Genomic DNA, 26,614 nt, shown 5'->3' on the forward strand with positions numbered 1-26,614 from the left:
TTCGTCGATCACACCAGCCAGTTGCTTGCAAGGAACAGTAGTGACGAACGACACGTCGTTCGCAACCAAATCGTCCACGATTTTCTTGTCAATACTCAAGGGCTCGCTCCTGTCAGAGGGGATTAAAGAAGAAAGGTTAGAAGGCTTCAAGGTGCGCGGCACACGGAGCGTGACGAACCATCTGGGCTGCTGTCGTTACAATGACTTCGCTATACATGCTCTGGCTCCAGGATGATTTTGGGGGCCGCAACACGGCCCGCGCGGATGTCGAGGAACGCTTGATGCCCGTCAGCTAAGCGGCGCGCTTCAGTCCAATTGAGCGCACCGAGGCGGTCGTCGAAAATGGCTGCTGCTGTATCGCGGAAATCTTGCGCCGTGTAGGTGTAGGTGCCGATAAATGTGATCTCCTGCAAAGTCGTGCGGCGCACATCCAAACCGGGGGCATCGTTGCCCAATCCAACATGGGCAATCACGCCACCAGCCTCCACTATCTCAGAGGCACTGGCGCGAGTCGCACCGTAACCAACGGCATCGACAACGATCGGTGCAGACAAGTTCGTCGCATCAACGGCCGCTTGCCCACAACGTTCAATCAGAAATGCGCGTCTAATGTTATTGGGCTCAACTATCGTGACATCTTCAACCCCCATCGCCTTCAAGGCCAAAGCCGCGGCAAGCCCAATTGCACCGCCACCTATGACAACGGCACGACGGTCCATACTGGGGTGCAGCGCCTCGATCGCGAGACGCGCAGCGTGCCAGCTTACGGCCAAAGGCTCCGCTAAGGCGGCTTTGCGAAACGGTACATCTGACGGAACTTCAACGAGGTTGCGCATAGGCATTTTCACGTATTGCGCAAAGGCCCCTTCGCGTGGCTGCATCGAGATGATCTGACGGTCTGGACAGAGGTTTTCGCGCTCAGCTTTGCAGGCCGCACATTTCAGACAAGTAACCAGCGGATTGATCGTCACGCGCATGCCGTCGTGATCACCGCCAACAATCGTGCCTGCAGCCTCATGACCAAGGATCAATGGCGATGGACGTCGCGCATCATGGCCCAAGAACGCATGCATGTCAGAGCCGCAAATGCCAGAGGCCTCTATCCGGATCAAATGTTCCCCGTCACCTGCTACGGGGTCAGGCATTTCGCGATACACAAGAGTTTCGACGGCATCATAAACGAGGGCTTTCATTTCGCGGCATCTCCTCCGCCAACCATCAAGACCCGACCTGTGACGCAAGCCAAACGTCCCGAAGGATCAATCAGTTCAGCTGGAATCTTGACGAGATTAACCATCGGCATTAACCATCGGCGGTCAGATCGAATGTTTCGTCGGGGAAATATTTGGCAAGTCGCACGTCAGCTGCGCGCGCGTGACCTTCCATTCCTTCAAGGCGAGAGATCCGCGCTGTTGCGACGGCCACCGCTTTGGAGCCTTCGCGTGTAGACCGCTGCCATGTGACGATTTTCATGTACTTGTGTACGGACAAACCACCTGTGTATCCAGCCGCGCCTGATGTCGGCAATACGTGGTTTGTACCGGATGCCTTGTCACCATACGACACGGTCGTTTCCTCGCCCAGGAACAGCGATCCGTAGCAGGACAGACGGTTCAGCCACCAGTCAAGGTCTTCTGCCTGAACGGTCAAATGCTCGGGTGCGTATTCATCAGAACAGGCCGCCATCTCTTCGCGGTCGGCACATACGATGACTTCTGCGTAGTCGCGCCACGCAGCAAACGCATTTTCACGGTTCAGCTCTGGTAAATTTTCGATCAAGGCGGGAACGCGGGCCATAACGTCTTCGGCCAACGCCTTGTCGTCGGTGACCAACCAGACAGGTGAATTGTATCCATGCTCCGCTTGAGAGACCAAATCTGTCGCCACAATTTGAGGGTCCGCTGTCTTGTCTGCCAAGACCAAGCTGTCTGTCGGTCCAGCGATCATATCGATGCCAACGCGGCCAAACAGAATGCGTTTCGCTTCTGCTACGAACTGGTTTCCTGGCCCGACAAGAATGTTTGCTTTCGGCAATCCGAAAAGTCCGAACGTCATCGCCGCGACGCCCTGCACACCACCCAACGCCATGATCTTGTCAGCGCCGCAGATGTGGGCCGCATAAACGATGGCAGGCGCAACACCGAGGCCTGGCCGCGGCGGCGACGTCGCCGTGATGTGGTTGCATCCCGCGACTTTCGCCGTTGTGACAGTCATGATCGCGCTGGCGATGTGGCTATAGCGACCGCCCGGGACGTAACACCCGGCCGCATCAACCGGAATTGCTTTTTGTCCAGCAACAAGGCCAGGTTGGATTTCAACCTCAATGTCATTGACGGTGCCTTTTTGGGCCACGGCAAATCGTTTCACATTGTCATGGGCGAACTGTATGTCTTCTTTCAGTTTTTGTGGAACACGTTCGCAAGCCGCTTGGATTTCGTCATCCGACAGGATGATATTGCCTTCGTACTTGTCAAACTTCGCAGCATATTCGCGTGCTTTGTCATCTCCGCCAGCCTTGATATCGCTTAAGATACCTTGAACGATTTCGTGGACGTCGGATGCGCCGGACTGGGCGGTCAGCGTTGCTTTCTTAAGGTAAGTACGAGCCATTATTTGAGCCTTATTTATAGTTTTCCGTAAGGAAACTTGTGGAGATTGCTTGGACGTACGTGATCAGCAAACCGACGAGCATGCAAAGCACGCACAAGAGTATCGCGCCGATGATTGACATATTGCGCCTCCTCCCAGTCGCAGATCCAAGCCCCAGCCCATGTAAGCGCTTACATAACTCAATTGCAAGCGCTTACATTTTGTGGTTGCTCACATTGTACTTTATGTCAGAAACTCGTTCTGACCCGAATTGGTCATATTCTCGGGGATTTGATGAAAGATCACGATGACTAGCGACCAACCGACGCCAACCCTACAAGATGTCGCGACAGCGGCTGGGGTCTCTACCGCAACGGTCTCACGCTGTCTGAATTTCCCTGATCAGGTCACAAAACGTACCCGCGCCAAAGTCATGCAAGCCGTAAATGCGCTCAGCTATTCGCCGAACTTCGGGGCGCGGGCCATGGCATCGCGGCGGACCAACACCATTGGAGCGATTATTCCAACAATGGAGAACGCAGTTTTTGCACGCGGACTGCAAGCTTTTCAGGATGAACTCCATAGTTATGGGTTCACAATGCTGGTGGCCAGCACATCCTACCGAGCAGACATTGAAGAAGAACAAATCCGTGCATTGGTCGGGCGCGGCGCTGACGCATTGTTACTCATTGGTCATGAACGCAGCCCAAACACCTACCGCTTCCTTGAAACCCAGAATGTGCCCACCCTTATAACTTGGGCTTTTGATACCAGCTTAACACGCCCCTCTATCGGTTTTGACAACCGCAAAGCCATGCGTGACATGGCGTTGAAAGTAATCGAATTGGGCCACCGCAACCTTGCATTCATTTCGGCAAGAACCACCTTGAACGACCGCGCAAAGGCCCGTCAGTCAGGAATTGAGGATGCCATGGCCATTTCCGAGCTACGCGCGAGTGATTTACACATGGTGGAAACCGTCTACGGTATTGAGCAGGGTGCAACCGCGTTCGAACAGGTGATGAAAGCAGCGTCACAAACGACTGCTGTATTTTGCGGAAATGACGTTCTGGCTGTGGGCGCCCTACGTCGTGCTCGCGAAATGGGTGTCAGGGTGCCCGAAGATGTGTCCGTTATAGGGTTCGATGACATCGAGCTGGCAGAAGTTGCCTACCCCGCGCTAACAACTGTACATGTCCCTCATCGCGAGATGGGGTGGCGCGCCGGCAAAGCCCTCGCTGAGTTGGTGACCAACGGAACACCGATCGAGGCAATCGAGCTCGATGCAAACCCTGTTTTTAGGGGCACCCTAGCACCCGCCAAAGGCTGAGCGACCTTCTTCACCCCGGCGCTCACTTCAGGGCAATTGCTGCCCTCACCACTAAGCCAACCGACGGATCGTATTAGAACGCCTCCGACGCCCGAATTAGACGGGCGCCCATTCCAATCGCGACGATTGTTCGCTCAATACTCTATGCAGTCGTCCATGATTTCGCTGCGTCGGTGGATTTGGGCTCAGGGCGGTCATCGGATGCAGCGCTGCATCGTCTCAATCTGGCCTGTGCCAGCCCGCTCTTACATCGCTTTTCGCATCTCGATGTGGCCAACCAGGGTTGATATTTCTGCAAGCAGTTCCGCGTAACTTTTCGCACCTAATGTACGTCTCGCAGGCGGTCGAGGGTACCAGCATGAACCAAGAACTGTTCAAGAAGGAAAGCGCCGATCCCCGTCTCCTTTGCCGCGGTATGAATTGTGTGCAACTTGCGCTCTTGCTGACACACACCGAACACTGTTTCCCATGTTCCGATGGGCCAGACTGATAGGATGCTATCGCACAGCAATTGGTGGAATGGTTCAAATTCTTGTCTATTCAAATACAGCGTGCTTAAGTCGGCGTATAGTCGGCGTATAGTCGGCGTATAGTCGGCGTATAGTCGGCCAAAGGCCATTCTAGGCTCGTCGCTTCGCCCACCGGCGTGAGCAGCCAGCATTTTGAGCGCTTCTGTTACCGCATTCTCGCTTTGGCGAGCGACCGCAAAGCCTTTCGCTTGTGCAGTTTGAATATTTGAAGCGTCATTCTCACTCAAGGTGCCTTCAACGCGTGACAGCTCTGCACTCAGTGGTCTGCAAAAAAACAGAAGCTCAAAAGTATCGATCGAAGTAAAGTCTGTTCTCCATGAACAATCCTGAGCCCGTGCATTGCACGGTTTTTTGTGTGAACAGCCCACTGGCAAAAAATATTTTTCATTCTTATGGGCGAATGGCATTTTTGACCTTCGATATCTTAAGACTGACGTCTGACAGGAACGGTCTTTTGAAATTATGCATTGCTTTAGGCGGCATTCAGCACGTCTGTGTTGCGGGTCGATATCATGCCTTTCCTTTTGGCGGAACCTGACTATCCTTTGGGATTATGAGTATGAATAGACGCCATTTTATCGCCGCTGCTGCCACAATGAGTATCACGGCTTGTGTCGGCAATGCGCCAACCGCGCAACCAGTTAGTAGTGGAGGGATGCCAGCTGATTTGCGGCCCGTTGCGAACGCCGATTTTGCCAACTGGGTGGCGCGTTTCAAGTCCCGCGCAGCCAATGCGGGAATTTCATCGGCCACGTTTGACGCGGCCTTCGCGAACGCAGGCTACCTTCCGGGTGTCGTCACGCGGGATGGCACGCAAATTCAGACACGGAGGACCTTGGAAGAATATCTTTCGATCGCGACGTCTGATGATCGGCTCAGTAAGGGACGTGTGGCGATAGCGCGGTACGGAAATACCTTGAACGCGATTGAAGCGCGGTACGGCGTGGATGCGCATATCGTTGCAGCGATTTGGGGCATGGAAAGCCAGTTCGGCGAAAAACGTGGGTTGATCCCTGTGGTGTCCTCAACCGCGACCTTGGCGTTTGACGGGCGACGTGGGGATTTTTACGAATCCCAGCTGATTGCGGCCTTGCGCATTCTGGAACGCGGTGACACCACGCCAGCGCAATTGACCGGAAGTTGGGCGGGCGCAATGGGGCATACGCAGTTTATCCCGACGTCCTATCAATCCTTTGCGGTCGATTTTAACGGCGATGGCCGCCGCGATATCTGGAGCGATGATCCAGCGGATGCTTTGGCATCTACAGCCAGCTATCTGGCGCGCAATGGATGGCGATCTGGCCTGAAGTGGGGCGCCGAGGCTGGCACAGGTGGCCCGGATGGGCGTACTATTCAACCGCAAGCGGGCGGGGTCCGCTTTACAGTGACGCGCAACTTCAATGTGTTGAAAACTTACAACAATTCTGACCTTTACGCGCTTGGCGTTGGTCATTTGGCGGATCGCCTTGGCGGCGCTGGACCACTTCAGGGTAGCTTCCCACCGGATGAAAACGGGCTCTCGCGCGAAGACAGGTTGGCCATTCAACGTGGCCTTGCTGCGCGGGGGTACGATGTTGGAACGATCGATGGTGTGATCGGGCGACTAACCGAGGCTGCGATCCGCGATTTCCAACAACGTCAGGGACTTGCGGTCACGGGTATTGCCTCGGCTGAAGTGCTTTCAAGCTTGCGGTAATCGCAAACCTCAGCCCCAGATCAAATGCGTGACGTGGTAAAAGATGGGCGCGGCAAAGATCACGCTATCAAGCTGGTCGGTGAACCCGCCTTGGCCGGGGATCAAGTGGGACCAATCTTTTACGCCACGGTCGGCTTTAATGGCTGCGAACACCAGATTACCGAACATGCCCGCCGTTGATGCCAATGCCGCCATCGCTACCGCGCCACCGATCCCGAATGGGGTCATCCAAGCAAGCAATCCGCCGATGATGGCGGCAGACGCAACGCCACAGGCCATGCCCTCCCATGTTTTTGCTGACAGGTTCGGGATGATACGGGTTTTGCCGATGCGACGGCCAAAGAAGAAATCCAAGAGGTCGCCAAACTGAACAACCATGACAAGAAACGCGATAAGGAGAACGCCTCGATCCGCGGGGTAGCCAGCGACATCAATCATCAACAAGGCAGGGACATGGGACATGCAAAAGACCGCGATCATTAAAGCCCACTGGGTCTCTGCGACGCGAATTAGGAAACGGTCCGAATTACCTCGCAGCGCGGACACGACGGGCAGCATCAAGAAGGCGTAAACAGGGATGAACACCGTATAAAGCGCTTGCCAATCAAGGCCAACAAACAGGTATTGCAGTGGTAAAACCACGAAGAACCCAAGTGCGAGGGCGAGGTGATCGGCTTGCCGTTTGTTGGTCAACGTCAGGAATTCGCGCAAAGCCGCGAAGGACGCGAAAGCAAATAACACGATGATGCCGACCTTGCCGGCGATCAGAGCCAGCGTGAACAGGATGACCATGCCCCACCAGCTGCGCAGTCGGGTCTTGAAAGTTTCGACGACGGGGTTGTCTTCACCGCCGCGCGCACTGAGGACTTCACCAAACAGAGTGAGCGTAAACATCAGCCCACAGACCGCGAAGAACAAGCCGAGGATGTCAGAACTGGTTGATGTCATAACCGATCCTCCCGACTTGGCGCGAGGTCGACGAGCGCATTGGATGCCCGTGCCAGAAAAGCGTCTTTTGTTTCACCATCTTCCACGTGGATCGGCTCCCCGAAGGTGACAGTGCAAATAAGCGGCAGCGGAATGACTTCGCCCTTTGGCATGATCGCGGTGACATTGGCGATCCATGTCGGCACGAGATCCACGTCAGGGCGGGCTTTGCCCATGTTGAACAGGCCTGACTTAAACGGCAGCAGCGGATCTTCGGTCATGTTGCGGTTGCCCTCGGGGAAGATGATGAGGGATGAGCCGTCGTCCAGAGCATCCAGTATGTTCTGCATCGGGTCATGGTTTTCGTCACGCGCTTCGGGCCGGCGATCCACCAAAACGCAGTTGAACACCTCAGGCCCGACAAAGGCGCGCAGTTTGTTTTTCAACCAGTAGTCAGCGGCGGCAACAGGGCGTACGTCACGGCGAATGTTTGGCGGCATGCAGGACCAGATCATCGGCATATCGGCGTTGCTGACGTGATTGGCGAAATAGACGCGTTGTTTGTTGACCGGTTCAATCCCACGCCAATCCGCACGCACAGCAGTGATAAAGCGGGCAAACAGCGCGATGGCCTGGCCGACAATCTTGGCTGCAAACCTGCGGGGAAGGGACATGAGTGATTTCATTCCGGTGAGTTTGGCTGAGGACGGAGAGATTGAAAAGGGGTGCGCCCCGCCACCCTTGGGACAGGGAAGGGGCGGGGCGCTTGCCGATGACGCGGCAAGGGAGGAGGTCTTATGCGGCTTTGTCGTCTTCGCCGCCGATGTAATCTGCCAGCAGGCGTTCGTTGCGGGCTTCTTCGACGCGCGAGATGCGGTCTTCTGACAGGCGCTCATCGAAGCGCAGTTTGACGAAGTTAACCAAGGCGAGGGTCAGGAGCAAAATGCCGATCCCCCAGTAGCCTTTGGTGGCCATCGGCACGTCTGGCGACATGTATAGGGACAGGGCAAGCATGCCGTAAGCGATCACAACGCCGATGCCGTTAAAGAAAATGATGAGGCCGTTGTCAGATTTGTTGAAGTTACTCATGGGGTTATTCCTTCTATTAAATTCAGCGCGTTAAACAGATTTTTTGGATTTTAGGCGGGCGAGGACATCATCCGCCGTGGTACGGGTCGCCTTGCCGAAACCTTGATCAGACATGCGATCAGCAAGGGTCTCGTGGCCAAGGTCACGGTCGATTTCGCGCAGGATTTCGGATTGCTCGAACGGGTCATCTTTGCCCATCACGCGACCAATCAGCTCCTCCGCTTCCTCAACGTTCGAAGTATGCCCGATCGTTGAATTCAGCTTTGATTGGATCGCCTGTTCGCGACGAACAGCGCGGGCTTGGATAGCGCCTTGTTTAAGGTCGATGATGCGGCGGTGGCCGGCTTCGATTGAATTGCGCAGACGGATGACTTTTTGGTCCAGCCGGTCACAAGTTTCGTTGCGAATGGTCAGTTCGTTTTCCATTTGGGCGACGGCATGTGCCGCTTCTGTCGCCAGATCATCGCGGCCTTGATCCATTGCGTCTTGCGCACGGGTCATCATGTCTTTGATGCGGTTTTTCAGGGCGTCGCGCTGGCGTTCTTCAGAACGTTGACGCTGGATCAGGGAGGCGAGGGTGGCCTTCGCCGCCTTAAGGGAGGTCTCGGCCTCGCGGATTTTCTGGTCGATCAATTCAATCGCAAAAGCATCGCGGACGCGATCTTCGGAGCGTGCGTTGACCCCTGCAATAAGGGTTGAGAGTGTCTTGAACATATCGCTTCCTTTCATGTGTCGCGGTTCACTGAATTGTGTGAACGTTGTTCATGAATTAGATTTAGCGATGCTGTGGGTTTCGATCAAGTAAAATCTTGAACAATGTTCAGGAAATTTGAGGTGAAGAAGCTAAGTGATTGAGAATCAACGAAATCATTTCGTCTAATTGCGCCGCTGGTACGCCTGCTGATGCCTCATCGAGGCCCAAAAGCACGATTCCATGCACGCTTGAGAACAGTGCTTTGGTCAAAAGTGCGCGATTCTCTGCGCTGTGGTCGGGGAAAATGACGGACAGCGGGGCGTCGATATAGGCGAACAGCTGTCCCATTTCTTGTAGGTACCAGTCAGGGGCGGCTTCGCCGGCGGGACGTTCAATATCAAACAAGGCCCGCCAAGCGTTAAAATTCTGCGAAGCGAAATGGTGATAAGCGTGCGACATGACGATAAGTTGCTGGGTCGCGTCTTGCGGTGCATCCGCAAGGGATTCAGCGACAGCAGCGCCTAAACGTTTAAAAGTGCGAGCGTTTACGGCCAGCACGAGGTCGTTCAAATCACCGAACACATTATAGATTGCGCCAAGCGCACAGCCCGCGTCCTTGGCCAAATCGCGGGCGCGTAGGTTCTTAAGCCCATCAGATGTAATCCGGCGCTCAGCGTGTTCGATTAGGGTGTCGCGCAACGCAGCGCGGCGCAATTCAACTTTTCCGGCCATCGGGTATCCTTTTTGAACTTGGTTCAAGAGTAGCAAAAGGCAATCATCAGGCAAAGAGCGGAAATGAACTTTTAGCTACTTTGAAAACATGCGGGGTTACCTTGAATGGATGGCGCCTACGCTTTTACAGGCGCACCGCCAGCGAAAAGGTTGGGGCCATGGTAGCCGATCGGGTCCTCCTGCATTTGCAGGTGAAGACCCTCATCGGTTAACGGGTGCGCCAGCGCGAGGTCTTCGTCCACGTCTATGCCAAGACCCGGTGCAGTCGGGACGTTAACGTAGCCATTCTCAATCGTGATCGAGGATTTGATCAGCGCGTCATGGAACGGGGTTTCGATGGTTTCACACATCAAGATATTGGGCAGCGTGGCTGCGAGCTGTACGTTGGCAGCCCATTCAATCGGGCCTGCGTAAAGGTGCGGGGCCACTTGGGCGTTGTAGACCTCAGCTAATGTCGCGATCTTCTTGGTTTCCCAAATGCCGCCAGAACGGCCCAAAGCAGGTTGTAGGATATTGGCAGCGCCTGCGCGAAGGACCGCTGCAAATTCAGCCTTAGTTGTTAGGCGTTCGCCTGTTGCAACCGGGATTTTCACAGCAGAGGCGACTTTAGCCATCTCATCAACGGCGTCCGGTGGGATGGGTTCTTCATACCAAAGCGGGCTGAACTTTTCGATGGCTTGGCCCATGCGGATGGCGCCGCCCGTCGAAAACTGCCCGTGGGTGCCGAACAATAGGTCAGCATTTGGGCCGACGGCGTCGCGGATTTTCTGGCAGAATGCGACAGAGGTTTCGATGTCATGCATCGACGGCATGTGACCCGCGCGGATTGTGTACGGGCCAGCGGGGTCGAACTTGACGGCAGTGTAGCCTTGCTCGACTAAGCTGACCGCGACTTCGGCGGCCATGTCAGCTGAGGCCCAGAAATCTGGCAGAGGGTGGTGTGGTTGCGGGTAAAGATATGTGTAAGCGCGGATTTTGTCGTTCAACCGCCCGCCGATCAGCGCATGTACAGGGCGGTCGCGGTCTTTGCCCAAGATATCCCAGCAGGCGATTTCCAAGCCCGACCATGCGCCCATGACTGTGAGATCGGGGCGCTGAGTAAAGCCGCTAGAGTAAGCCCGTCGGAACATGAGTTCGATGTTTTCGGGGTTTTCGCCCTGCATGTGCCGTTCAAACACGTCTTTGATGACGTGGGACATCGCATCCGGCCCAACGGATGAGGCGTAGCATTCGCCCCAACCGACAACGCCTGTGTCAGTCGTGACCTTGACGAGGATCCAGTAACGCCCTCCCCAGCCGGGAGCTGGGGGCGCAGTGACAATGATGTCTAGGTCTTGCAGTTTCATGTCAGAGTCCCATCGCGGTAGCAAACGCCATTAAGGCCGGTTTGAGCGTTTAGGACAACATTGCGCGTCTCGTTAACGGCCATGCCTCCGACGGCGCCGTCGACTGCAGCAAGCGCGTTCGGGTCGATGATGCCGGGGCGGAGGCCTTCGAGAAACGGGCGCACATTTTCGCTGTCGAAGTTCATCGAGGTTTCAGCGGCGTGGCCAGCCACGGTCTGCGCTTGTTGAGCCGGTGCATTGAACAAATTGGTAAGAAAACGGATCATTTGAAGGCCTTCTGTTTGGAATAGGTGCTAAGAGAAAGCTTGTTGCGATAAACTAATCAGTTGAGTCTGATAATTCACTGTGTGCTTTCCAAATGGCGGTCTACGACCCGTTGGACCATCGGGGCGAAATGGGCAAAGTCGGGGGTTTGCATGTCGGGTTCTTTGCCCGCTTCATCCAGATAACGGACTTGGATGATTTCGGGCAGGTTCGGGTTGGCCTCAATGCTCGCGACTTCGGCGTCAGACATAGGGCCGCCTTGCAGATTCAGGGAGTGGATCGAGGCCGCGCTTAGGCGATCAAAGTAGCTGGGGCGCGTGGCGCAGAGGTAGCGTTTGGCGGCGACGTGGTAGCGCACGCAATCTGTGATGAGTGAGGGGAAGAAATCGGCGAGCACCTCGGCGCCCGCTTCTTCGTGGTATTTATCTTCGGTATCATCCGGCGAGTAAGTGCCAAACTCGGAGGTGAAGTGGCCGATGTCATGGAGTAGGGCGGCGACGATGATTTCTTCGCGCAGGCCTTGTTGTTCGGCGAATGTCGCGCCTTGCAGCATGTGCTGGGCCATTGTGACAGGCTCGCCCAGATATTCCTCTCCGCCGCGTCGCTCAAAGATGGAGGCGAGAAAGGGGACGATGGTGTCGCGGTTCAGTTCAGGCATCTTGGGCCTCTAGTGCTGCGAGGGTTGAGAGAAGGCCGTCTTTGTCCGCATAGCATCCTTGGAGCCAGCGATTGCCCGCACCAGAGTAGCCTTTGCGGGCGTGCAAGACGCGGGTGTTGTCGACGATGAAGGCTTCGCCCGGAGCGAGTTTAAAATGCACCTCTTGGGCTGTGTCGTCGATGATATCAGAGAGGCGGCGGTAGGCGGCGTACCAGTCCGCCATTTTGTCAAACGGGACGTCTGTGCAGGGGGCGGCGGAGCGCGCGTTGAAGCGGATGGATTGCAGGGTGCCGTCGGGCGACAATTCGATCATCGGGCGGCGGGAATGGAGGGCCACGCCCGCGCTGCCTGTATAGGCAAACCGCATTGGATAGCCCGCGAGCAGGTCAAATCCGGCAGGATTTTCATCCCGCAAACGCAGGGCGGCGGCAAAGCCGTCGACGACCATATTCTCCCCGCCGGTGGCGGAATTCTCAAGACAAGCAAGGACTTGCAAGGTCGGTACGGGGTCGCGGTAAGGGTTGTCGGTGTGGGCCTGAAGACCCAGCCCTGTGTAGGCGAGGTTGGTTGGATTTACCTCGGTGCGGACCTCGAAAAGGCGGCCGTAGTTGGTTTCGCGCACGTAGCCGAACAGATCAACGATATCGAACAACCCGCCCTCGCGCGGGGTCATTCCGGTGACCTTGGCAAAGCCGTAGCGGCGGATAGAGGCGAGCCAGTCGCGGCGGGTGTCGTCGTTGGTTTGTAGGGCAGTAAGATCAGCGCTGGGTGGGGCCATTGCGCTGTCCCATGGGGTCACATTCTTAGTGAGCAGCGGGGCCGGAGCGCTGGTATCATAGGTGTGATCAGCAAGCCAACGAAGTGGAAAGGCGCAGGTCTTGCCTTCGGGTTGGAAGGTGATGTGCAACTGCCCTTCGGCGAGACGCGCATCAGTCAAAGTGACGGTATCGGGCAGGTCACCCAATGTGATCAAGCGTTGCCCATTACCGGGGTCGCGGGTGTCCGCATCAAGCGCGTTGTCGCGCAACCAGATGGCGTGAAAGCGGGTCTCAGCTTCGCCAAGGAGCAGATGAAGGACAGTGCCATCCGCGCTGATGCGGGGGGTGGATTGAGCGTTCATGTGATCCTCCATAGGTTAACGATCTGGCTATAGGGTTGGGCGTTCTGGTCTTAAAATCCGTGATATGGGTCCGGTATGGGTTTCGTATGGGTCTGGTATGGGGCCAATCTGGGGGCTTTTAGTTATGGGTTTGAATAGGCGGTAAATTTCCTGAATTGGCTTAGAATACGATAACGTTGCGTTTGGCGGCGCCAGTTTTGGTGTCGGTGATGGCGTCGTTGATTTGATCGAGCGTCCAAGTGCCCGAGATCAGCTCGTCCAGTTTTAGGCGGCCCTGTTTGTAGAGGTCGACCATCCAAGGGATGTCGCGTTTGATAACAACGTCGCCCATTTTGGAGCCAATCATACCTTGACCTGCGGCGGCGAAGTTGGCGGCTTCGTAGCTGGAGAACGCGCCAGATGCGGGCATGCCGACCATGACGATATTGCCGCCCTTGGCGAGGTAGCGCGGCGCTTGGTCATAAACAGGGGCAACACCAACCGTCACAAGAACTGCGTCTGCGCCGCGCCCCATGGCTGCCTTAGCCTCGCGCCAAGGCTTGTCAGTCGAGGCGAGTACCGCGTCGGTAGCACCAAATTCGCGCGCAACGTCGAGCTTGGAAGGTTCCATGTCGACGGCAACGATGCGGCGTGCGCCTGCGATGGCCGCGCCTTGGATCGCGTTTAGACCGACGCCCCCCGCACCGATGACGACAACGTCTTGGCCGGGGCGGACCTTGGCGGCGTTCACAACGGCACCGATGCCAGTGATCACACCACAGGCGAGTAGGGACGCAGCTTCCATGCCGATCCCATCGGGAAGGGTCACGACTTGGCTGGAATCCACGACGACCTTTTCAGCAAAGCCGCCGCAGGCCATCGCTTGGTGGAGTTTACCACCTTCGGCGGTTTTGATTGGGCCTAGGTCGCCGTCATAGCCTTCTTCACAATTCGTCGGGCGGGCGGCAGAACAGCTGGGGCAGGTGCCGCAAGACCGGATCAAGGTGACGACGACGTTGTCACCTAAGTTCACGCCTTTGGTATTTGGCCCGACAGCCGTGACCGTACCTGCCGCTTCGTGGCCATATACGGCTGGAAGGGATCCGCCCCAGTGGCCTTCGGCATAGGTTATGTCGGAATGGCAGATCGCGCAGGCGGCCAGTGTGACTTCGACTTCGCCGTCAATCGGTGAGCGAATTTCGATATCTTCAATGACGAAGGGCTGGCCGAATTCGTGGCAAACTGCGGCTTTGATACGGGACATGGACCACCTCGGGCTAAGGGCTTTGTTAAAGCGTGGCGGCGGAGTGCGTCCTGTGCAAGCGGGAAAACGACGTGCGGTGTCGTTTAGGGGGCGGTCTGGCGCGTACGGCCGAGAAAAACCAGCATGCACAGGGCCATGATTAGCGCTGAAAGGATGAACGCCGCGCCGGGGAAGTAGGGGCCGGATTCTGTGGTGAAGGCCCAGAATAGCTGTGTCATCACCAGCGGAGAAAAGATCATCGCCACTGATTTTGCCGATGAAACGACGCCTTGAAGCTCGCCTTGGCGGTCATCGCTGACACGTTTGGACATCAGGCCTTGCAGCGCTGGGGTGACAACCGCGCCAAGGGACGTGAGTGGAATGAACGCAAGGGCGACCCAGCCGTTTGAGATAAGTGTGAGCATCACAAAGGCAGCGAGGTTGAAGCAGATACCGTAGATAATTGTTCCGCGTTCCCCCAAGTGACGTAGTGCGATGCGGATAAGCCCGCCTTGTACGATGGCCATGCCGATGCCGAACAGGGCCAGAGATACGCCGACCATTCCGGGGGACCAGCCGTAGGCCTCTTTGGTGAAATAGGCCCATGTTGCAGGGTATACGATGAAGGCAAATTCATAGAGGAATACGAGGAAGATCAGGCGGCGCACCCCGTCGAGTTGTCCTAGTGCTTTGAACGCGGCCAGCGGGTTGGCGCGACGCAAAACGAACGGGCGGCGGATGCGGTCTGTGACGGTTTCTGGCAGGATGAAATAGCCGAAGATGAGGTTGAGGCCGCCAAGAAGTGCTGCCGCATAGATGGGTGCGCGCGGGCCGAATTCCCCCAAAAGGCCGCCAATGACGGGGCCAAGCACGAAGCCGAGGCCGAATGCCGCGCCGACCAGCCCGAAGTTCGCGGATTTTTCTTCGGGTTTGGAGATGTCCGCGATAAAGGCGGTTGCAGTGGATTGCGTGGCGGCTGTGATGCCGCCGATAACGCGGGTGAGAAACAGCAGCCAAATTGTTCCGGCAACTGCCATGACGATGTAATCTATGGTCATAACCAGCAGTGAAATTAGCAGTACAGGCCGGCGACCGAAACGATCCGACAGGGAACCGAGGATCGGGCCGAAGATGAATTGCATCACAGCAAATGTCGTTGCTAGGATACCGCCCCAAAGGGCTGCGTCGCCAACGGTGCCGCCGTTCACCTCGTTGATAAGGTCGGGCATGACGGGCAGGATTAGCCCGATACCCATGGCATCAAGGGTTAGCGTGATTAGGATAAACGTGAAGGCGCGTTTGCGCTGAGTGGCGTCCATATGGTTTACATAAAGTGAACTGATCGGTTCGGAAAGATGGTTTCTTAGGTAAATCGATTATGTGTTTGTGGGACGGCTGCAAGATTGTCTCAGCGGAGCGAGATTGGTAGGGGTCGGTTCATTGTCTGGTTTTGGTTGCAAGGATGCGTATGACATTGCCTGTGGATAAGAGCGAAGGAGCGGCGGCATCTGCGGATAAGCCACGTGTCGAAAGGGTGTGTTTTGACGGGCAGGACGCATGGGTTAAGCGGCCCGAAGGCGCGCGGTCCAGCATATTTACAAGCTTGCACAGAGTTCTGGATCGTATTTTTCCAAAAGCAATGCAGTCGACGAACGCAGTTGGTGGCATGGAAGCGCTTCATGGGGAGGCTGCGCGACTTCGGTTGTTTGCTACCAAGGGCTTGCCTGTCCCGACGGTTCTAGACGAGACCGACGCGCATTTGGTGCTGTCAGATTGCGGCATACAATTGCGCGGGCATATGCGGGCGATATCCGACGTTGCGGAGAGAGAGCGGCTCATGGAGCAGGCGTTGGATGTGTTGGTGAAAATTCATCAATCGGGCCTCGCGCATGGGAGACCGTTTTTGAAAGATATGACGCTTTCTGAAACCGGTGAAATTTCTGTTCTCGACCTTGAGGAAGATCCGGTTCAGCGGATGCCGTTGGAAGATGCGCAAGCCAGAGACATTTATTTATTTTTGCTGTCCTGTGCCGAGTTTAAGGACGACCCGAAAGCGGGGCTTAAGCGATTGCTAGACAGCTACCTTGCCGATGCGCCCAAGGACGTCGCCCAGCGGTTAATCGCGCTTTGCAAATCCTTGCGCGTTTGGCGGTGGATCATGCGGGGCACTGGCGCGACGATGTTAGCTGATGATGTGCGTGGTGCGTATTGGGCCGCGCGTGTTCTTGAGGGCGTTTCGAAATCAGACGTGGCCGATTGACGTCAGGAATTGGGTTAGCCTAGCGGTGATGTCATCAGCGTGGGTAACCGGTGCGATGTGTCCGGCGCCACGGATCAGGTGAAACTGCGACCCTGGCACGAGGTCGGTGGTTTCGCGCACAAGGTCCGGTGGTGTGGCTTTGTCGTAGTTTCCGCAAAGGCCAAGCGTTGGCAGGCGAAGGCCGGAGGTTGGGGTGTAGAAATCAGTTCCGGCGATGGCCTCGCAGGTGGCGGCGAAGCCTTCGGTGTTTGCCCGTGTTAGCCAGTTTTCCAGCTGGGCGCCGTCATCACGGGCGTTCCAGCGTTCCAGCATCTCAGGGATGATCGCGGGCATTCCGCCATCGCGCACCGTTTTAGCGCGGGCGTGCCACGGTTCGGGTTGGCCGTGTTTGGCGGCGCTGGCGATCAACGTCATACCGCGCACCATGTCGAGGCGTTTGACGGCCAGACCTTGCGCAATAAGGCCGCCGGCAGATAGGCCGATGAACACAACGTCTTTTAGGCCTAGTGAGTCACACACCGCTTCCGCGTCAGAAATCAGCGTGCCCATGCTATAGGGGCCGTCGGGAACGTCAGATTGGCCGTGTCCCCGCAGATCGTAGCGCACACAGCGGTGGTCTGGCAGCTGGGCTACAACGCCGTCCCAGATCCGGTGATCAAGGCCCAGACCGTGCGAGAACACCAAGGTTGGCCCTGTGCCTTCGTCTTTGGCAAACAGGGTCGCGCCCTTGGCTTGGATGTTATGCGTTGTCATCGTCACCCATCACCATATGCGCGATGATCTGGCCGTGGTCAGAGGCGAGTTTGTTGTAGGGCGCTTCTGCGTGTGAGCCGTCCGTCAGGTGGTCGTTCAGCACAGAGAAGTATTCCATTTCGCCGATCTTACGTTTGTAGTCAGGGTGGAAGTGGCGCGACATGTAAATCTGGTCAATGGATTCAAAATTGCCCCCAAAGGCCGAGGTATAGACCATATCGCGCGAGGATTTGCGCACGAATAGTTTTTCAGCGGAGTGGAGGCGCACACGATTGATGTTTTCGGTGATCTGCGTGTTTTCTTCTTTGGTGTAACGGTCATTGGACGCTTTAGCGTCATGGCGCAGCATCCATGCGTAGTTCTTGAACGGAACCTCGCCGGAGATGATTTCAGAGGACACAGCGTGTTCGCCGTCATTGAAGTCACCAAGGACCATGACGGGGTTTCCGGCCTCAAGTTCGGTGATGACTTCGCGGCGCAGTACCCATGCTTCGGCCATCCGGCGTAGGGCGGCACGCAGCGAGCCCATCGCGCGGGTTGCGGCGTCGTATTGGGTAAGGTCGGCGGCGGGCGGGAAGTCGGCGCCAGTGGGGGTGATGTGTTCGCCGAGTTTGGATTTCAGGTGGCAGTTGAAGACGGTTATGGTTTGATCGCCAACGGGAATGCGCGCCTTTAGAATGGGGCGCGAGAGGCGGCGCAGGCGGTAGTGGCCCGCGTCGTCATCGCCGTCCGATCCGCGCAGGGCAGAGAACGGGATGTCGAGGGGTTCGGGCAGGTCTTGGATGATTTCGGGTGTGCCGACGAAACCGAACCGCGACACAATCGCGACACCGGGGCGGCGTTTGCCCGGTTCGCCAGTGTCGGCGGCGTTTGGCGCGAATGCCAAGCCGCCTGTGCCATAGGGCGTGTAGGCGAGTTTGCGAAAGATCGCTTTGCGGTGATAGCGTTTGGACTTGTCGGGGATTGAGGCGGCGTTTGAAGCCTGACCAAGGGTGTCGGCTTCGGCGATGACGTCACGCAGAGCGTCTTCTTCAAAGATTTCCTGAAAGCCAACGATATCGGCGTCCATTGTCAGCAGTTGATCTGCCATCCAGTCCTGTTTCCACGCGTATTCTTCAGGCGTGTATTTCTGGAACTCGTAATATTCCTTATCCGCGCCGATGAGGTTTTTGACGTTGAAGCTGGCGATGGTGAAACGGGTCATGTCGGGCGTCTTTCGGTTATGGAGGGGAGCCTCCGGCGGGGATATTTAAGGGACAAAGACAAACACGAGTTAGGCAAGCGTGTCGAGCGCCGTTTTGAATTGGGCGGGGTCGACGTTGCCGCCGGAGATCGTGACGATCACTGCGTCGCCGTTGATGTCATCTTTGCGGTAAAGGGCGGCGGCGAGGGCGGCGGCACCACCGGGTTCGGCGACCACTTTGAGGCGTAAGAAGGCGTGCGCCATGGCTTGTAGCGCTTCGTGTTCGGTGATGATGAGACCGGGGCCGCAAAGGCGTTTCATGATCGGGAAGGTCAGATCACCGGGTTGCGCGGTGATAATGGCGTCACAAATATTGCCCGAGGTTTGGTTGTTGCGCTCGATCCCGCCAGAACGAAGGGAGCGCGCGGCGTCGTCGAAGCCTTCGGGTTCAACAGGGCGGATGCGCAGGGTCGGGGCGTCGGCTTCGCAGGCGAGTGCTATGCCGGACGTAAAGCCGCCACCCCCGCAGCAGACCAGAACGTCGGCGTTTTCGATGCCAAGGGCATTCGCGTCTTGTGCGATTTCAAGGCCGCAGGTGCCTTGGCCTGCGATCACCTGTGGATCATCAAAGGGTTTGACGAGGGTAAGGCCACGTTCATTCGCGACGCGCGCGCCGATTTCGTCGCGGTCTTCATTGTCGCGATCATAAAGAACCACTTCGGCGCCCAGCGCCTTGGTGTTGTCTATTTTCAGCTGCGGCGCGTCAGAGGGCATGACGATGACGGAGGATGTGCCATGACGTGCAGCCGCCAGCGCGACGCCTTGGGCATGGTTGCCGCTGGAATAGGCGATGACGCCTTTGGCGCGTTGATCGGGGTCCATCGCAGAGAGAGCGGACCAGCCGCCGCGAAATTTGAAGCTGCCAGTGTGTTGCAGGCACTCGGGTTTGATGAACACTTTGCGGCCTGCCATTTCGTCAAGGAAAGGGGACGATAACAGCGGGGTGCGGCGTGCATGGCCGTCCAAGCGTTTGGCGGCGGCGCGGATCATATCAATGTTCATAGGGAAAGGATCCAGTCGTTGAGAACGCCCAAGGATTCCGGCTCGTCAAGGAAGGGCACATGGCCACGGCCCAGAACGGTTGCCGCATGGGCATCGGGGCGGCGATTGCGCATTTCTTCAAAGGTCGGGACGGACAAAAGATCAGAAGCATCACCGCGCAGGATCGCCAAGGGCAAGCCCGCCATGGCGTCAAACACTGGCCAGAGGTCGGGGGCGAGGTTGGCGCTGGCGGCAAGGACCGTGTCGGCGAGTTTGGGGTCGTATTTGATCACGAGGCCGTCGGGCGTTTCGCTATAGTGGGCGGCAACTTCGGCCAGCCAACGATCCATTGGGACGCCTTTGAAATGCGACCATGCCTTGGCGCGAAAGGCGGCGGCGTCGGCGTGGGTTTTCTGGGGTGGATTGCGGCCGATGTAGTCTTTGATCACGGATAGGCCTGCCGCTTCGATGTAGGGGCCGATGTCATTTAACGCCACACCAAGCAGACGGTTTTTGGCCGTCGCGGCGAGGACCATACCGATCAGGCCACCGCGTGACGTTCCAAGGATGGCAGCCTTTTCGATGTTCAGATGATCGAGCAGGGCAATCGCGTCTTGGGCTTCTTGGGGGATTGTGTAGCTTGCCGGATCGGCCCAGTCGGACTGGCCACGACCGCGGTAGTCCATGCGGATAAGTCGACAATTCAGGTGCGGCGCGACGTGGTCAAAGTCTGCGGTGTTGCGGGTAAGCCCCGCAAGTGCGAGCACGGGCAGGCCTTCGCCGGTGTCGGTGTAGTAAAGGCGGGTGCCGTCTTGGGCCGTAAAGTGCGGCATTAGACCAGATCGGGAATTGTTTTCAGGTCTTTGACGGTGCGGTGTGGTGCAGCCCAAAGCCGGTCTTGCGGTTTGTCGGCGCGGTTCACCCAAACGGTGCCAAAGCCATATCCGGCCGCACCTGCGGCGTCCCAGCCGTTGGAGGATGCGAACAGGACTTCGGTTTGTGGAACGTCAAAGCGGTCCCAAACCAGGTCGTAGACATGGCGGTGTGGTTTGTAGATTTCGACTTCTTCGACGGACAATACATCGTCCAGATATTCACCGATGCCGGCTGAACGCACGGCGCTGACCAGCATATCGGGTGAGCCGTTGGACAGAATTGCGACGTTGAGGTCTTTTTCTTTCAGTGCCTTGAGCATGGCGGGAACTTCGGAGTAGGCGGGGAGTTCCTTGTAAACGCTCAGCAATTTCGCGCGCAGGGCGTTGTCATGTAAGCCGTTGTTGTCCAAAGCCCAATCTAATGCGTCTTGGGTGACTTGCCAGAATGGAATGTGCTGGCCGGAGATCGAGCGAAGCCATGAGTATTCGAGCTGCTTTGTGCGCCAGTCCGCAGACAGTGTCCCCCAGACTGCAGCCAGTTGTGACTGGCCCGGCTCTTTGGCGACGTTGCGCGCGGCGGCGTCCACATCAAACAGAGTTCCATAGGCGTCAAAAATGCAGGTGGTGATTGTCATGGGCAACCTTTCTGTTGGGAACAGCTTGGCATGCAACTGGTTGTTTGGAAAGCCTCAAAGCCTGTAAGTGAGTGCCGCGCGGATAAGTGGCGCAAGTTCATCCAAGTTGAGCGCACTATCGGTGGGAAGATGCACGGCGCGATTGCCATCAAACGCCATGTCCGGTGGGGCGAGGGCGCGAAAGTCGTTCATGACGGTGGTTTGGCAGTGGGTGAAGATCGCGGGATCGCCTGCCTTGGAAAGGCCGAGCCGGATCGGCGTTGCGAGGTTGGTGTCTGGCGTTGCGTAAGACGGTTGCCCCCATTTTGTCGATTCTTCGATGCGTCCGACGGGTAGGGTCTTACCGATTTCATAGATCATCGCGCGCAGCGACATGAGCGTGTCACGTGCAGGTTGCGGGAAAGCGGCGAATGCGTCGCGTGCAGCGGTTGATGCAAAGGGTCGGGTCATACCTTGATGGTGCCGCGTTGGGGGCTGATTTGCAATCTTGGGGCGCGATTGTTAGGCAGCGCGCGAATTCACGTAAATCCAGACAGGACATTCCATGAGCGAAGTAAAATCAGGCGACACAGTTGCCATCCACTACACCGGCACCTTGTCGGACGGCACAACGTTTGATTCCAGCGAAGGCCGTGACCCGTTGGAGTTCGTTGTCGGTTCCGGCCAGATCATCCCAGGTTTGGACAAGGCGATGCCGGGTATGAAAATGGGCGACAAGAAAGTTGTCGAGATCCCGTGTGAAGAAGCTTACGGCGCGATCAACCCAGAAAACCGCCAGTCCATCCCGCGTGAACAAATCCCTGCGGATATCCCTTTGGAGATGGGGCTGACATTGCAGATGCAATCACCAGACGGGCAGCATGTGATGCCGGTGACCGTGGTTGAGTTGAGCGAAAGCGAAGTCACTCTGGATGCGAACCACATGCTTGCAGGTAAGGATTTGACCTTCGCGGTTGAGATGGTTTCAATCAAAGAAGCTTAAGAAAGCTGAACGATTTGAACAGGCAAGGCCGTCCCGATCTGGGGCGGCTTTGCGCGTTTTGCTAACACGAGACCTGAAACTGACGTTTAGCGCCGTGCGTAAGCAGGGTATAAAGGTGGTCTTGGTGCACACACGAAAATGGCCTGGTATCTTAGTAAGGTAACCCGATGTTCCTCAAAAATGCATGGTGTGTTGCCGCTTGGGATCATGAGGTCACGCGGGATTTGCAACAGATCGTGGTTCTAGGGGAAAAATTTGTGCGTTTCGAACGGAAGCTGGCGAACTCGTCGCGCTTGAGGGTGCGTGCCCGCATCGCAAATTGCCTTTGTCCAACGGTCGCATCAAGGGCGGCACAGTTGAGTGTGGCTATCATGGGCTGACGTTCAACTGCGTTGGGCAATGCGTTCGGGCGCCGGGGGCTGGGGGCATTCCTTCCAATGCCAAAGTCCACGCGTACCCACTGCATGAAAAATACGGGTTGGGTTGGATCTGGATGGGTAATCCAGCAGACATCTTTGAGATCGAAAACTACGACAGCCCTGACTGGGGTATCAATCGCGGTGCAGCGATGGAGCTGGACTGCAACTATTTGTTGATGTGCGACAACTTGTTGGACCCGAACGTTTGGATCGGCCCTTTATGCGGGTATCGGGGGGCTAAGCCTGCTTTTTAAGTCGTCATTTGTTTGTATGTTTGGCTTCTTCCGATCCTTATGGGCGGGCCTTTCTTGCGCCGCTATTTACTTGCGGAACATGCGCGTTGCCCGCACGCGGCTTCCATGCTTGAGAGCACCCGCACGACGTTCATGGACAGGCTTGTGCGGTTCCTTGCGTGGAACATGCCCTATCACGTTGAACACCATGCCTATCCGTCGGTGCCGTTCCATAAACTCCCCGAGTTTCACGAATTCACACGGAAACACGTCAGGCATCAGAAAGATGGATACCTTAACTTCAATCATGATTACCTGAGGGACAGTTTTATCGGTAAACTGGCGGATGACACCTAGGCGAGCTTAGCTGATGAACCGCAAAATTGTTCCAATGCCACCCATGAATAGCGCGGCTGCGGTAAACAGCCATGCGCCGAGGCATATCAAGGCGCGTTTTTTAGACATCCGCCGATAAGGCGCGCGGCCATCGCTGCCACCAGTTTGCATCAGATGCTGAACGGTCATGATGACGAGGAACACCAAGAAGAACGATTGCGACAGTACCGCGACCAACCCGATGAGGGCGGATGTTGTGGCAAAGATGTAAAACGGTGCGCGATCGTGGAACACGGATGTGATGGACGCCGTAAGTTTACCACCATCCAGCGGCCATATCGGGAGCAGGTTAAAGAAGTTCAACGCACCACTAATGCTGGCGAAAGTTACCAGTGGATAGTAGGCGGCTGGAAACGTCGTGAGCGAGATTTGCGCCAGAGCAAAGGCCAGCAACATTGGTGCAAGGCAGATTGCCGGACCCATCAGGGTGATGAACACGGACTCTTCCTGCGTGTCGACGGGGCGGTTTGAGATCGCGTAGCCCCCAAGTAATGGCACCAGCCGGAAGGATGCATCATGGTGGCCTGCGACGCGAAACGCAGCGACGTGGCCGAATTCATGGATCACGACCACAAGGATGATCGATAGGCCGAAGACTGGTCCGAAAAAGACCACAGCAAGGATGACGGCGAGTGCTGAGATGCCCAAGCCTTGTGGATCAAGCCCGATGATTGTTGTCTTTAGCGGCGACGTCCAGCCACCGCGCAGCGCATATATGGTGCCAAGGCACGCTGCGATGGCGCAGATCAGGAACATGGTCGGGCTGATCACAAAATTAACCGAGGTTTTCCAAGGCCGGCATCATCATGACGTGAAGCCCGCTATCGACGTGGACGATTTCGCCCGTCGTACAAGCGCCTGCGTCAGACGCGAGGTAAACGGCCGTGCCGCCCACGGCTTCTAGCGTTGCGTTGTGGCGCATTGGGGCGTTTGCTTCGGCATATTTGAACGTGCGACGTGCGCCTGCGATTGCGGCACCGGCCAGCGTTTTCATTGGACCGGGGGAGATCGCGTTGACGCGGATTTGCTGCGGGCCAAGGTCGGCGGCCAGATAACGGGTCGCGGATTCAAGGGCTGCTTTTGCAACGCCCATGACGTTGTAGTTTGGTGTAATGCGTTGGCTTCCGTCATAGGTCAGCGTCAGCAATGTGCCGCCGTCAGGCATGATTTCAGCGGCGCGTTTGGCGACGTCGATGAAGCTGTAACAGCTGATGGCCATGGAATTGGTGAAATTGGCGCGGGTTGTGTCAGAGACACGGCCTGTCAGCTCGTTCTTGTCGGAATAGGCGATGGCGTGGACGACGAAGTCGATCTTGCCCCATTTATCTTTGAGGGTCTGAAAGCAGGTGTCCAGCGATGCATCATCCATCACGTCTGCCTCGACCAGCGTGTCTGATCCGACAGATTCAGCCAATGGGCCAACGCGCTTGAGCAGGCCTTCGCCTTGGTAGGAAAACGCAAGTTCAGCGCCCGCCTTGTGCATGGCTTCTGCAATGCCCCACGCAATCGAGCGATTGTTGGCCACGCCCATGACAAGGCCGCGTTTTCCGTTCATGTCGATGGTCATGGTCTGCTCTCCAATTGTTGAAACAGGTTTGCGCCGGATTAGGGGGTGGGGTCAAGGTTTGGCTGGGATTATGGAGGCCAGCAAAGCTAACGGCAGCCACGCTCTTATGGCCGCCGTAGGTCTATTGATGCGAAAATGATCCGACGCGGATCAACCGTCAACGCGGTATCGACCTGAGCGCGTTTGAACGATCAAGGTCTCGAGTGCCACTGTGCCCGAAGCTCGGCCTGTTGATCTGCAGCTCGTTTCAATACCAACTAACCTTCTGGACATGGTTGCGCTTGACGCCTCTCGGAAGAACCGCATGTTCCGCATGATTGTTTCGCCGTTCGCAGACACCGACGCCGCTTGCATCACCTCTCGGCTGAGTCTGCGAATGTTATTTGATCCTTGAGCAGTGTAGGCACCGCAGACATGGATTTCGCCGTTCCGTTCGATAGCGACATATCGAAACAATATGCTTCCGGTTCCTTCCCAAGAGCCCCCACCGCCACGGAAATTGGCAGTGACGATCGGGTTACTTACGTTTGACCCCGAATCCACAACCAGGGCGTTGCGAGCGGCCGGAGCTGTGGTGATTTGTTGAGTGCTTTTGGGGTCTGTCGGTGCGACGCAGGCCGACAGCGAAAGCACCGCCAATATGGTGCATTTCTTTAGGGTGCTACTTAAAAACATGACAGTACTCCGGTTGAATCTATAACTGCTATTTCAACCCAAGGAGTAGCCGCTAAGCCATTGAAGTCAAGGTAGGTGTTTGCAGATAACGGAAGGAGAGCTGGTTGGTTTCTGGCGGCCTATCTATTCTTGATACTTGCTCAACAACATGGAGCCATTGGTGCCCCCGAAGCCAAAGGAGTTGGTCATCACCGTGTCGAGACCTGCATCGGCTTTGAATTCGGTCGCGATTTCGGTCGGGTCTAGGGCTGGATCCAAGGTTTCGACGTTGATGGACGGGATGATGTAATCGCCCTGCAGTGCGAGCAGACAATAGACGGCTTCTTGTGCGCCTGTGGCCCCTTGAGAGTGGCCTGTCATGGATTTGGTCGATGAAATTGGCGGTGTTGAGCCCTCGCCAAAGACGCGACGCACGGCTTCGACTTCGCCGACGTCACCGACGGGTGTGGATGTGCCGTGGGCGTTGATGTAGCTGACTTTGCGGCCTGTCGGCAGGGTCGCCAGCGCGCCGCGCATCGCGCGTTCGCCGCCTTCACCTGATGGAGCAACCATGTCAGCGCCGTCGGACGTCGCGGCAAAGCCTGTAACTTCGGCGTAGATTTTCGCGCCGCGGGCGAGGGCGCCGTCAAGGGATTCCAGCACAACCATCGCGCCGCCGCCAGCAATGACGAACCCGTCGCGGTTGGCGTCAAATGCGCGGGACGCTGTTTCAGGTGCGTCGTTATACTTGGATGACATCGCGCCCATTGCGTCGAACAGGCAGGACAGCGTCCAGTCGAGTTCTTCGCCGCCGCCGCCGAACATGATGTCTTGTGTGCCTAGCGCGATCTGCTGTGCGGCCATGCCGATGCAATGCAGCGATGTGGAACAGGCTGACGTGATCGAAAAGTTCATGCCTTTGATTTTGTAGGCTGTCGCAAGGTTTGCGGACACGGTAGACGACATCGCCTTTGGCACCGCAAACGGGCCAATGCGTTTCGTCGCGCCCGTGGTTTCAACGACCTTATGCGCAGCATACATCGCAGAGGTGCTTGTCCCACCAGAACCCGCAATCAGACCCGTCATCGGGTTCACGATCTGGTCTTCGGTTAGCCCTGCGTCTTCAATCGCTTGGCCCATCGCGATGTGGGCATAGGCGGCACCTGGCCCCATGAAGCGCAGCGTGCGTTTGTCGACGTGTTCCGTGATGTCGATCTTGAGCGTACCGGCGACCTGAGAGCGGAACCCGTGTTCCTTCATTTCCTCAGACGCGACGATGCCGGATTTCCCAGCCCGAAGGTTCGCATCGACCTCGGCTGCGTTGTTCCCGATTGGTGAGACGATGCCCAACCCTGTAATGACGACCCGACGCATGGCTGCTCCCTTAGTGGTGTTTTCTTAGATGTAGGGGAGTGGTGG

Annotated in this window: 29 protein-coding genes and 1 pseudogene; 6 read left to right on the top strand and 24 right to left on the bottom strand. The window is 56.7% G+C overall.

The features are described from left to right. From OCA8868_RS15145 to hisD, 3 genes and pseudogenes are all read right to left on the bottom strand, one after another. Nucleotides 1–99, bottom strand: a pseudogene (locus tag OCA8868_RS15145) (sulfopyruvate decarboxylase subunit alpha); the annotation flags it as partial. 110 nt (nucleotides 100–209) lie between these two features. Beyond that, nucleotides 210–1,193: an alcohol dehydrogenase catalytic domain-containing protein gene (locus OCA8868_RS15150; RefSeq protein ID WP_093997438.1), complete on the bottom strand. Its 984-nt coding sequence runs from the start codon at nucleotides 1,191–1,193 to the stop codon at nucleotides 210–212. A gap of 109 nt (nucleotides 1,194–1,302) precedes the next feature. Beyond that, a complete protein-coding gene (gene hisD, locus OCA8868_RS15155; RefSeq protein ID WP_093997439.1) occupies nucleotides 1,303–2,610 on the bottom strand; it encodes a histidinol dehydrogenase in 1,308 nt (435 codons plus the stop codon). A 286-nt stretch (nucleotides 2,611–2,896) separates the two neighbouring features. Between hisD and OCA8868_RS15160 the strand changes: the two genes are divergently transcribed. Beyond that, nucleotides 2,897–3,919: a LacI family DNA-binding transcriptional regulator gene (locus OCA8868_RS15160; RefSeq protein ID WP_093997440.1), complete on the top strand. Its 1,023-nt coding sequence runs from the start codon at nucleotides 2,897–2,899 to the stop codon at nucleotides 3,917–3,919. A 322-nt stretch (nucleotides 3,920–4,241) separates the two neighbouring features. Here the strand turns inward: OCA8868_RS15160 and OCA8868_RS15165 are convergent, their stop codons facing one another. Then, on the bottom strand, nucleotides 4,242–4,856 hold the full coding sequence (locus OCA8868_RS15165) for a hypothetical protein (RefSeq protein ID WP_093997441.1): 615 nt from the start codon (nucleotides 4,854–4,856) through the stop codon (nucleotides 4,242–4,244). A gap of 146 nt (nucleotides 4,857–5,002) precedes the next feature. On the opposite strand from OCA8868_RS15165, the gene OCA8868_RS15170 reads away from it, so the two are divergent. Further along, complete coding sequence (locus tag OCA8868_RS15170; RefSeq protein ID WP_093997442.1) at nucleotides 5,003–6,145, top strand: lytic murein transglycosylase; 1,143 nt, start codon at nucleotides 5,003–5,005, stop codon at nucleotides 6,143–6,145. A 9-nt stretch (nucleotides 6,146–6,154) separates the two neighbouring features. On the opposite strand, the gene OCA8868_RS15175 is transcribed toward OCA8868_RS15170, so the two are convergent. The 11 genes from OCA8868_RS15175 to OCA8868_RS15225 all read right to left on the bottom strand — a co-directional run bounded on the left by OCA8868_RS15175 (nucleotide 6,155) and on the right by OCA8868_RS15225 (nucleotide 15,516). Then, entirely contained in the window at nucleotides 6,155–7,093 is a 939-nt protein-coding gene (locus OCA8868_RS15175) for a phosphatidate cytidylyltransferase (protein WP_093997443.1), read from the bottom strand. Next, nucleotides 7,090–7,746, bottom strand: coding sequence for a lysophospholipid acyltransferase family protein (locus tag OCA8868_RS15180; protein ID WP_093997587.1), 657 nt, complete (start codon nucleotides 7,744–7,746; stop codon nucleotides 7,090–7,092). The genes OCA8868_RS15175 and OCA8868_RS15180 overlap by 4 nt, the downstream gene beginning before the upstream one ends. Nucleotides 7,747–7,867: 121 nt before the next feature. Then, entirely contained in the window at nucleotides 7,868–8,161 is a 294-nt protein-coding gene (locus tag OCA8868_RS15185; RefSeq protein ID WP_093997444.1) for a hypothetical protein, read from the bottom strand. A gap of 30 nt (nucleotides 8,162–8,191) precedes the next feature. After that, a complete protein-coding gene (locus OCA8868_RS15190; protein ID WP_179214874.1) occupies nucleotides 8,192–8,875 on the bottom strand; it encodes a PspA/IM30 family protein in 684 nt (227 codons plus the stop codon). A 106-nt stretch (nucleotides 8,876–8,981) separates the two neighbouring features. Further along, on the bottom strand, nucleotides 8,982–9,587 hold the full coding sequence (locus OCA8868_RS15195) for a TetR/AcrR family transcriptional regulator (protein WP_093997588.1): 606 nt from the start codon (nucleotides 9,585–9,587) through the stop codon (nucleotides 8,982–8,984). A 116-nt stretch (nucleotides 9,588–9,703) separates the two neighbouring features. Beyond that, nucleotides 9,704–10,933, bottom strand: coding sequence for a mandelate racemase/muconate lactonizing enzyme family protein (locus tag OCA8868_RS15200; RefSeq protein WP_093997446.1), 1,230 nt, complete (start codon nucleotides 10,931–10,933; stop codon nucleotides 9,704–9,706). Next, on the bottom strand, nucleotides 10,930–11,199 hold the full coding sequence (locus OCA8868_RS15205) for a hypothetical protein (RefSeq protein WP_093997447.1): 270 nt from the start codon (nucleotides 11,197–11,199) through the stop codon (nucleotides 10,930–10,932). The genes OCA8868_RS15200 and OCA8868_RS15205 overlap by 4 nt, the downstream gene beginning before the upstream one ends. A 74-nt stretch (nucleotides 11,200–11,273) precedes the next feature. Continuing rightward, nucleotides 11,274–11,855, bottom strand: coding sequence for a (R)-1-hydroxy-2-trimethylaminoethylphosphonate oxygenase (tmpB, locus tag OCA8868_RS15210; protein ID WP_093997448.1), 582 nt, complete (start codon nucleotides 11,853–11,855; stop codon nucleotides 11,274–11,276). Then, nucleotides 11,848–12,975 (bottom strand): 2-trimethylaminoethylphosphonate dioxygenase, encoded by a 1,128-nt coding sequence (gene tmpA, locus OCA8868_RS15215; RefSeq protein ID WP_093997449.1) that lies wholly within the window; start codon nucleotides 12,973–12,975, stop codon nucleotides 11,848–11,850. Before tmpA ends, tmpB begins: the two co-directional genes overlap by 8 nt. Nucleotides 12,976–13,135: 160 nt before the next feature. Continuing rightward, nucleotides 13,136–14,218, bottom strand: a complete 1,083-nt coding sequence (locus OCA8868_RS15220) for a zinc-binding dehydrogenase (RefSeq protein ID WP_093997450.1) — start codon at nucleotides 14,216–14,218, stop codon at nucleotides 13,136–13,138. A gap of 83 nt (nucleotides 14,219–14,301) precedes the next feature. After that, nucleotides 14,302–15,516 carry a TCR/Tet family MFS transporter gene (locus OCA8868_RS15225; protein ID WP_093997451.1) on the bottom strand — a complete coding sequence of 405 codons (1,215 nt, stop codon included), beginning with the start codon at nucleotides 15,514–15,516 and terminating at the stop codon, nucleotides 14,302–14,304. A 149-nt stretch (nucleotides 15,517–15,665) separates the two neighbouring features. Here OCA8868_RS15225 and OCA8868_RS15230 point away from each other — a divergent pair, with 149 nt between their 5' ends. Beyond that, on the top strand, nucleotides 15,666–16,457 hold the full coding sequence (locus tag OCA8868_RS15230; RefSeq protein ID WP_179214875.1) for a phosphotransferase: 792 nt from the start codon (nucleotides 15,666–15,668) through the stop codon (nucleotides 16,455–16,457). Here OCA8868_RS15230 and OCA8868_RS15235 read toward each other — a convergent pair. From OCA8868_RS15235 to OCA8868_RS15260, 6 genes are all read right to left on the bottom strand, one after another. Continuing rightward, on the bottom strand, nucleotides 16,440–17,210 hold the full coding sequence (locus tag OCA8868_RS15235) for an alpha/beta fold hydrolase (protein WP_093997453.1): 771 nt from the start codon (nucleotides 17,208–17,210) through the stop codon (nucleotides 16,440–16,442). The two genes, OCA8868_RS15230 and OCA8868_RS15235, sit on opposite strands and share 18 nt — an antisense overlap. Beyond that, nucleotides 17,197–18,414, bottom strand: coding sequence for an endonuclease/exonuclease/phosphatase family protein (locus tag OCA8868_RS15240; protein ID WP_093997454.1), 1,218 nt, complete (start codon nucleotides 18,412–18,414; stop codon nucleotides 17,197–17,199). Before OCA8868_RS15240 ends, OCA8868_RS15235 begins: the two co-directional genes overlap by 14 nt. 69 nt (nucleotides 18,415–18,483) lie before the next feature. Continuing rightward, the gene (locus OCA8868_RS15245) at nucleotides 18,484–19,455 is read right to left on the bottom strand and encodes a threonine ammonia-lyase (protein WP_093997455.1); all 972 of its coding nucleotides are present in this window, start codon (nucleotides 19,453–19,455) and stop codon (nucleotides 18,484–18,486) included. Further along, entirely contained in the window at nucleotides 19,452–20,267 is an 816-nt protein-coding gene (locus OCA8868_RS15250; RefSeq protein ID WP_093997456.1) for an alpha/beta fold hydrolase, read from the bottom strand. Before OCA8868_RS15250 ends, OCA8868_RS15245 begins: the two co-directional genes overlap by 4 nt. After that, complete coding sequence (locus tag OCA8868_RS15255) at nucleotides 20,267–20,944, bottom strand: haloacid dehalogenase type II (protein WP_093997457.1); 678 nt, start codon at nucleotides 20,942–20,944, stop codon at nucleotides 20,267–20,269. The genes OCA8868_RS15250 and OCA8868_RS15255 overlap by 1 nt, the downstream gene beginning before the upstream one ends. 54 nt (nucleotides 20,945–20,998) lie before the next feature. Next, nucleotides 20,999–21,394 carry a DUF1801 domain-containing protein gene (locus OCA8868_RS15260; protein ID WP_093997458.1) on the bottom strand — a complete coding sequence of 132 codons (396 nt, stop codon included), beginning with the start codon at nucleotides 21,392–21,394 and terminating at the stop codon, nucleotides 20,999–21,001. A gap of 94 nt (nucleotides 21,395–21,488) precedes the next feature. Here OCA8868_RS15260 and OCA8868_RS15265 point away from each other — a divergent pair, with 94 nt between their 5' ends. The 3 genes from OCA8868_RS15265 to OCA8868_RS15275 all read left to right on the top strand — a co-directional run bounded on the left by OCA8868_RS15265 (nucleotide 21,489) and on the right by OCA8868_RS15275 (nucleotide 22,935). After that, on the top strand, nucleotides 21,489–21,926 hold the full coding sequence (locus OCA8868_RS15265; protein WP_093997459.1) for an FKBP-type peptidyl-prolyl cis-trans isomerase: 438 nt from the start codon (nucleotides 21,489–21,491) through the stop codon (nucleotides 21,924–21,926). 253 nt (nucleotides 21,927–22,179) lie between these two features. Further along, nucleotides 22,180–22,599: a Rieske 2Fe-2S domain-containing protein gene (locus OCA8868_RS15270; RefSeq protein WP_245848317.1), complete on the top strand. Its 420-nt coding sequence runs from the start codon at nucleotides 22,180–22,182 to the stop codon at nucleotides 22,597–22,599. Between the two features lie 39 nt (nucleotides 22,600–22,638). After that, a complete protein-coding gene (locus tag OCA8868_RS15275; RefSeq protein ID WP_093997460.1) occupies nucleotides 22,639–22,935 on the top strand; it encodes a fatty acid desaturase in 297 nt (98 codons plus the stop codon). Between the two features lie 6 nt (nucleotides 22,936–22,941). On the opposite strand, the gene OCA8868_RS15280 is transcribed toward OCA8868_RS15275, so the two are convergent. From OCA8868_RS15280 to OCA8868_RS15290, 3 genes are all read right to left on the bottom strand, one after another. After that, complete coding sequence (locus OCA8868_RS15280; RefSeq protein WP_245848306.1) at nucleotides 22,942–23,745, bottom strand: metalloprotease; 804 nt, start codon at nucleotides 23,743–23,745, stop codon at nucleotides 22,942–22,944. A 4-nt stretch (nucleotides 23,746–23,749) separates the two neighbouring features. Beyond that, nucleotides 23,750–24,541, bottom strand: a complete 792-nt coding sequence (locus tag OCA8868_RS15285) for an enoyl-ACP reductase FabI (protein ID WP_093997462.1) — start codon at nucleotides 24,539–24,541, stop codon at nucleotides 23,750–23,752. Nucleotides 24,542–25,339: 798 nt separating this feature from the next. Beyond that, nucleotides 25,340–26,569, bottom strand: a complete 1,230-nt coding sequence (locus tag OCA8868_RS15290) for a beta-ketoacyl synthase N-terminal-like domain-containing protein (protein ID WP_093997463.1) — start codon at nucleotides 26,567–26,569, stop codon at nucleotides 25,340–25,342. Between the last annotated feature and the right edge of the window lie 45 nt (nucleotides 26,570–26,614).

The organism is Octadecabacter ascidiaceicola (assembly GCF_900185015.1).
Lineage (GTDB): Bacteria > Pseudomonadota > Alphaproteobacteria > Rhodobacterales > Rhodobacteraceae > Octadecabacter > Octadecabacter ascidiaceicola.

Coding starts and splice junctions, on each gene's coding strand:
- OCA8868_RS15150 (WP_093997438.1), bottom strand. CDS start 1,193: ATGAAAGCCCTCGTTTATGATGCCGTCGAAACTCTTGTGTATCGCGAA.
- tmpA (WP_093997449.1), bottom strand. CDS start 12,975: ATGAACGCTCAATCCACCCCCCGCATCAGCGCGGATGGCACTGTCCTT.
- OCA8868_RS15160 (WP_093997440.1), top strand. CDS start 2,897: ATGACTAGCGACCAACCGACGCCAACCCTACAAGATGTCGCGACAGCG.
- OCA8868_RS15225 (WP_093997451.1), bottom strand. CDS start 15,516: ATGGACGCCACTCAGCGCAAACGCGCCTTCACGTTTATCCTAATCACG.
- OCA8868_RS15175 (WP_093997443.1), bottom strand. CDS start 7,093: ATGACATCAACCAGTTCTGACATCCTCGGCTTGTTCTTCGCGGTCTGT.
- OCA8868_RS15195 (WP_093997588.1), bottom strand. CDS start 9,587: ATGGCCGGAAAAGTTGAATTGCGCCGCGCTGCGTTGCGCGACACCCTA.
- OCA8868_RS15265 (WP_093997459.1), top strand. CDS start 21,489: ATGAGCGAAGTAAAATCAGGCGACACAGTTGCCATCCACTACACCGGC.
- OCA8868_RS15275 (WP_093997460.1), top strand. CDS start 22,639: ATGGGCGGGCCTTTCTTGCGCCGCTATTTACTTGCGGAACATGCGCGT.
- OCA8868_RS15260 (WP_093997458.1), bottom strand. CDS start 21,394: ATGACCCGACCCTTTGCATCAACCGCTGCACGCGACGCATTCGCCGCT.
- OCA8868_RS15205 (WP_093997447.1), bottom strand. CDS start 11,199: ATGATCCGTTTTCTTACCAATTTGTTCAATGCACCGGCTCAACAAGCG.
- tmpB (WP_093997448.1), bottom strand. CDS start 11,855: ATGCCTGAACTGAACCGCGACACCATCGTCCCCTTTCTCGCCTCCATC.
- OCA8868_RS15255 (WP_093997457.1), bottom strand. CDS start 20,944: ATGACAATCACCACCTGCATTTTTGACGCCTATGGAACTCTGTTTGAT.
- OCA8868_RS15250 (WP_093997456.1), bottom strand. CDS start 20,267: ATGCCGCACTTTACGGCCCAAGACGGCACCCGCCTTTACTACACCGAC.
- OCA8868_RS15220 (WP_093997450.1), bottom strand. CDS start 14,218: ATGTCCCGTATCAAAGCCGCAGTTTGCCACGAATTCGGCCAGCCCTTC.
- OCA8868_RS15285 (WP_093997462.1), bottom strand. CDS start 24,541: ATGACCATCGACATGAACGGAAAACGCGGCCTTGTCATGGGCGTGGCC.
- OCA8868_RS15290 (WP_093997463.1), bottom strand. CDS start 26,569: ATGCGTCGGGTCGTCATTACAGGGTTGGGCATCGTCTCACCAATCGGG.
- OCA8868_RS15200 (WP_093997446.1), bottom strand. CDS start 10,933: ATGAAACTGCAAGACCTAGACATCATTGTCACTGCGCCCCCAGCTCCC.
- OCA8868_RS15235 (WP_093997453.1), bottom strand. CDS start 17,210: ATGACAACGCATAACATCCAAGCCAAGGGCGCGACCCTGTTTGCCAAA.
- OCA8868_RS15230 (WP_179214875.1), top strand. CDS start 15,666: ATGACATTGCCTGTGGATAAGAGCGAAGGAGCGGCGGCATCTGCGGAT.
- OCA8868_RS15240 (WP_093997454.1), bottom strand. CDS start 18,414: ATGACCCGTTTCACCATCGCCAGCTTCAACGTCAAAAACCTCATCGGC.
- hisD (WP_093997439.1), bottom strand. CDS start 2,610: ATGGCTCGTACTTACCTTAAGAAAGCAACGCTGACCGCCCAGTCCGGC.
- OCA8868_RS15180 (WP_093997587.1), bottom strand. CDS start 7,746: ATGTCCCTTCCCCGCAGGTTTGCAGCCAAGATTGTCGGCCAGGCCATC.
- OCA8868_RS15245 (WP_093997455.1), bottom strand. CDS start 19,455: ATGAACATTGATATGATCCGCGCCGCCGCCAAACGCTTGGACGGCCAT.
- OCA8868_RS15165 (WP_093997441.1), bottom strand. CDS start 4,856: ATGCCATTCGCCCATAAGAATGAAAAATATTTTTTGCCAGTGGGCTGT.
- OCA8868_RS15170 (WP_093997442.1), top strand. CDS start 5,003: ATGAGTATGAATAGACGCCATTTTATCGCCGCTGCTGCCACAATGAGT.
- OCA8868_RS15185 (WP_093997444.1), bottom strand. CDS start 8,161: ATGAGTAACTTCAACAAATCTGACAACGGCCTCATCATTTTCTTTAAC.
- OCA8868_RS15190 (WP_179214874.1), bottom strand. CDS start 8,875: ATGTTCAAGACACTCTCAACCCTTATTGCAGGGGTCAACGCACGCTCC.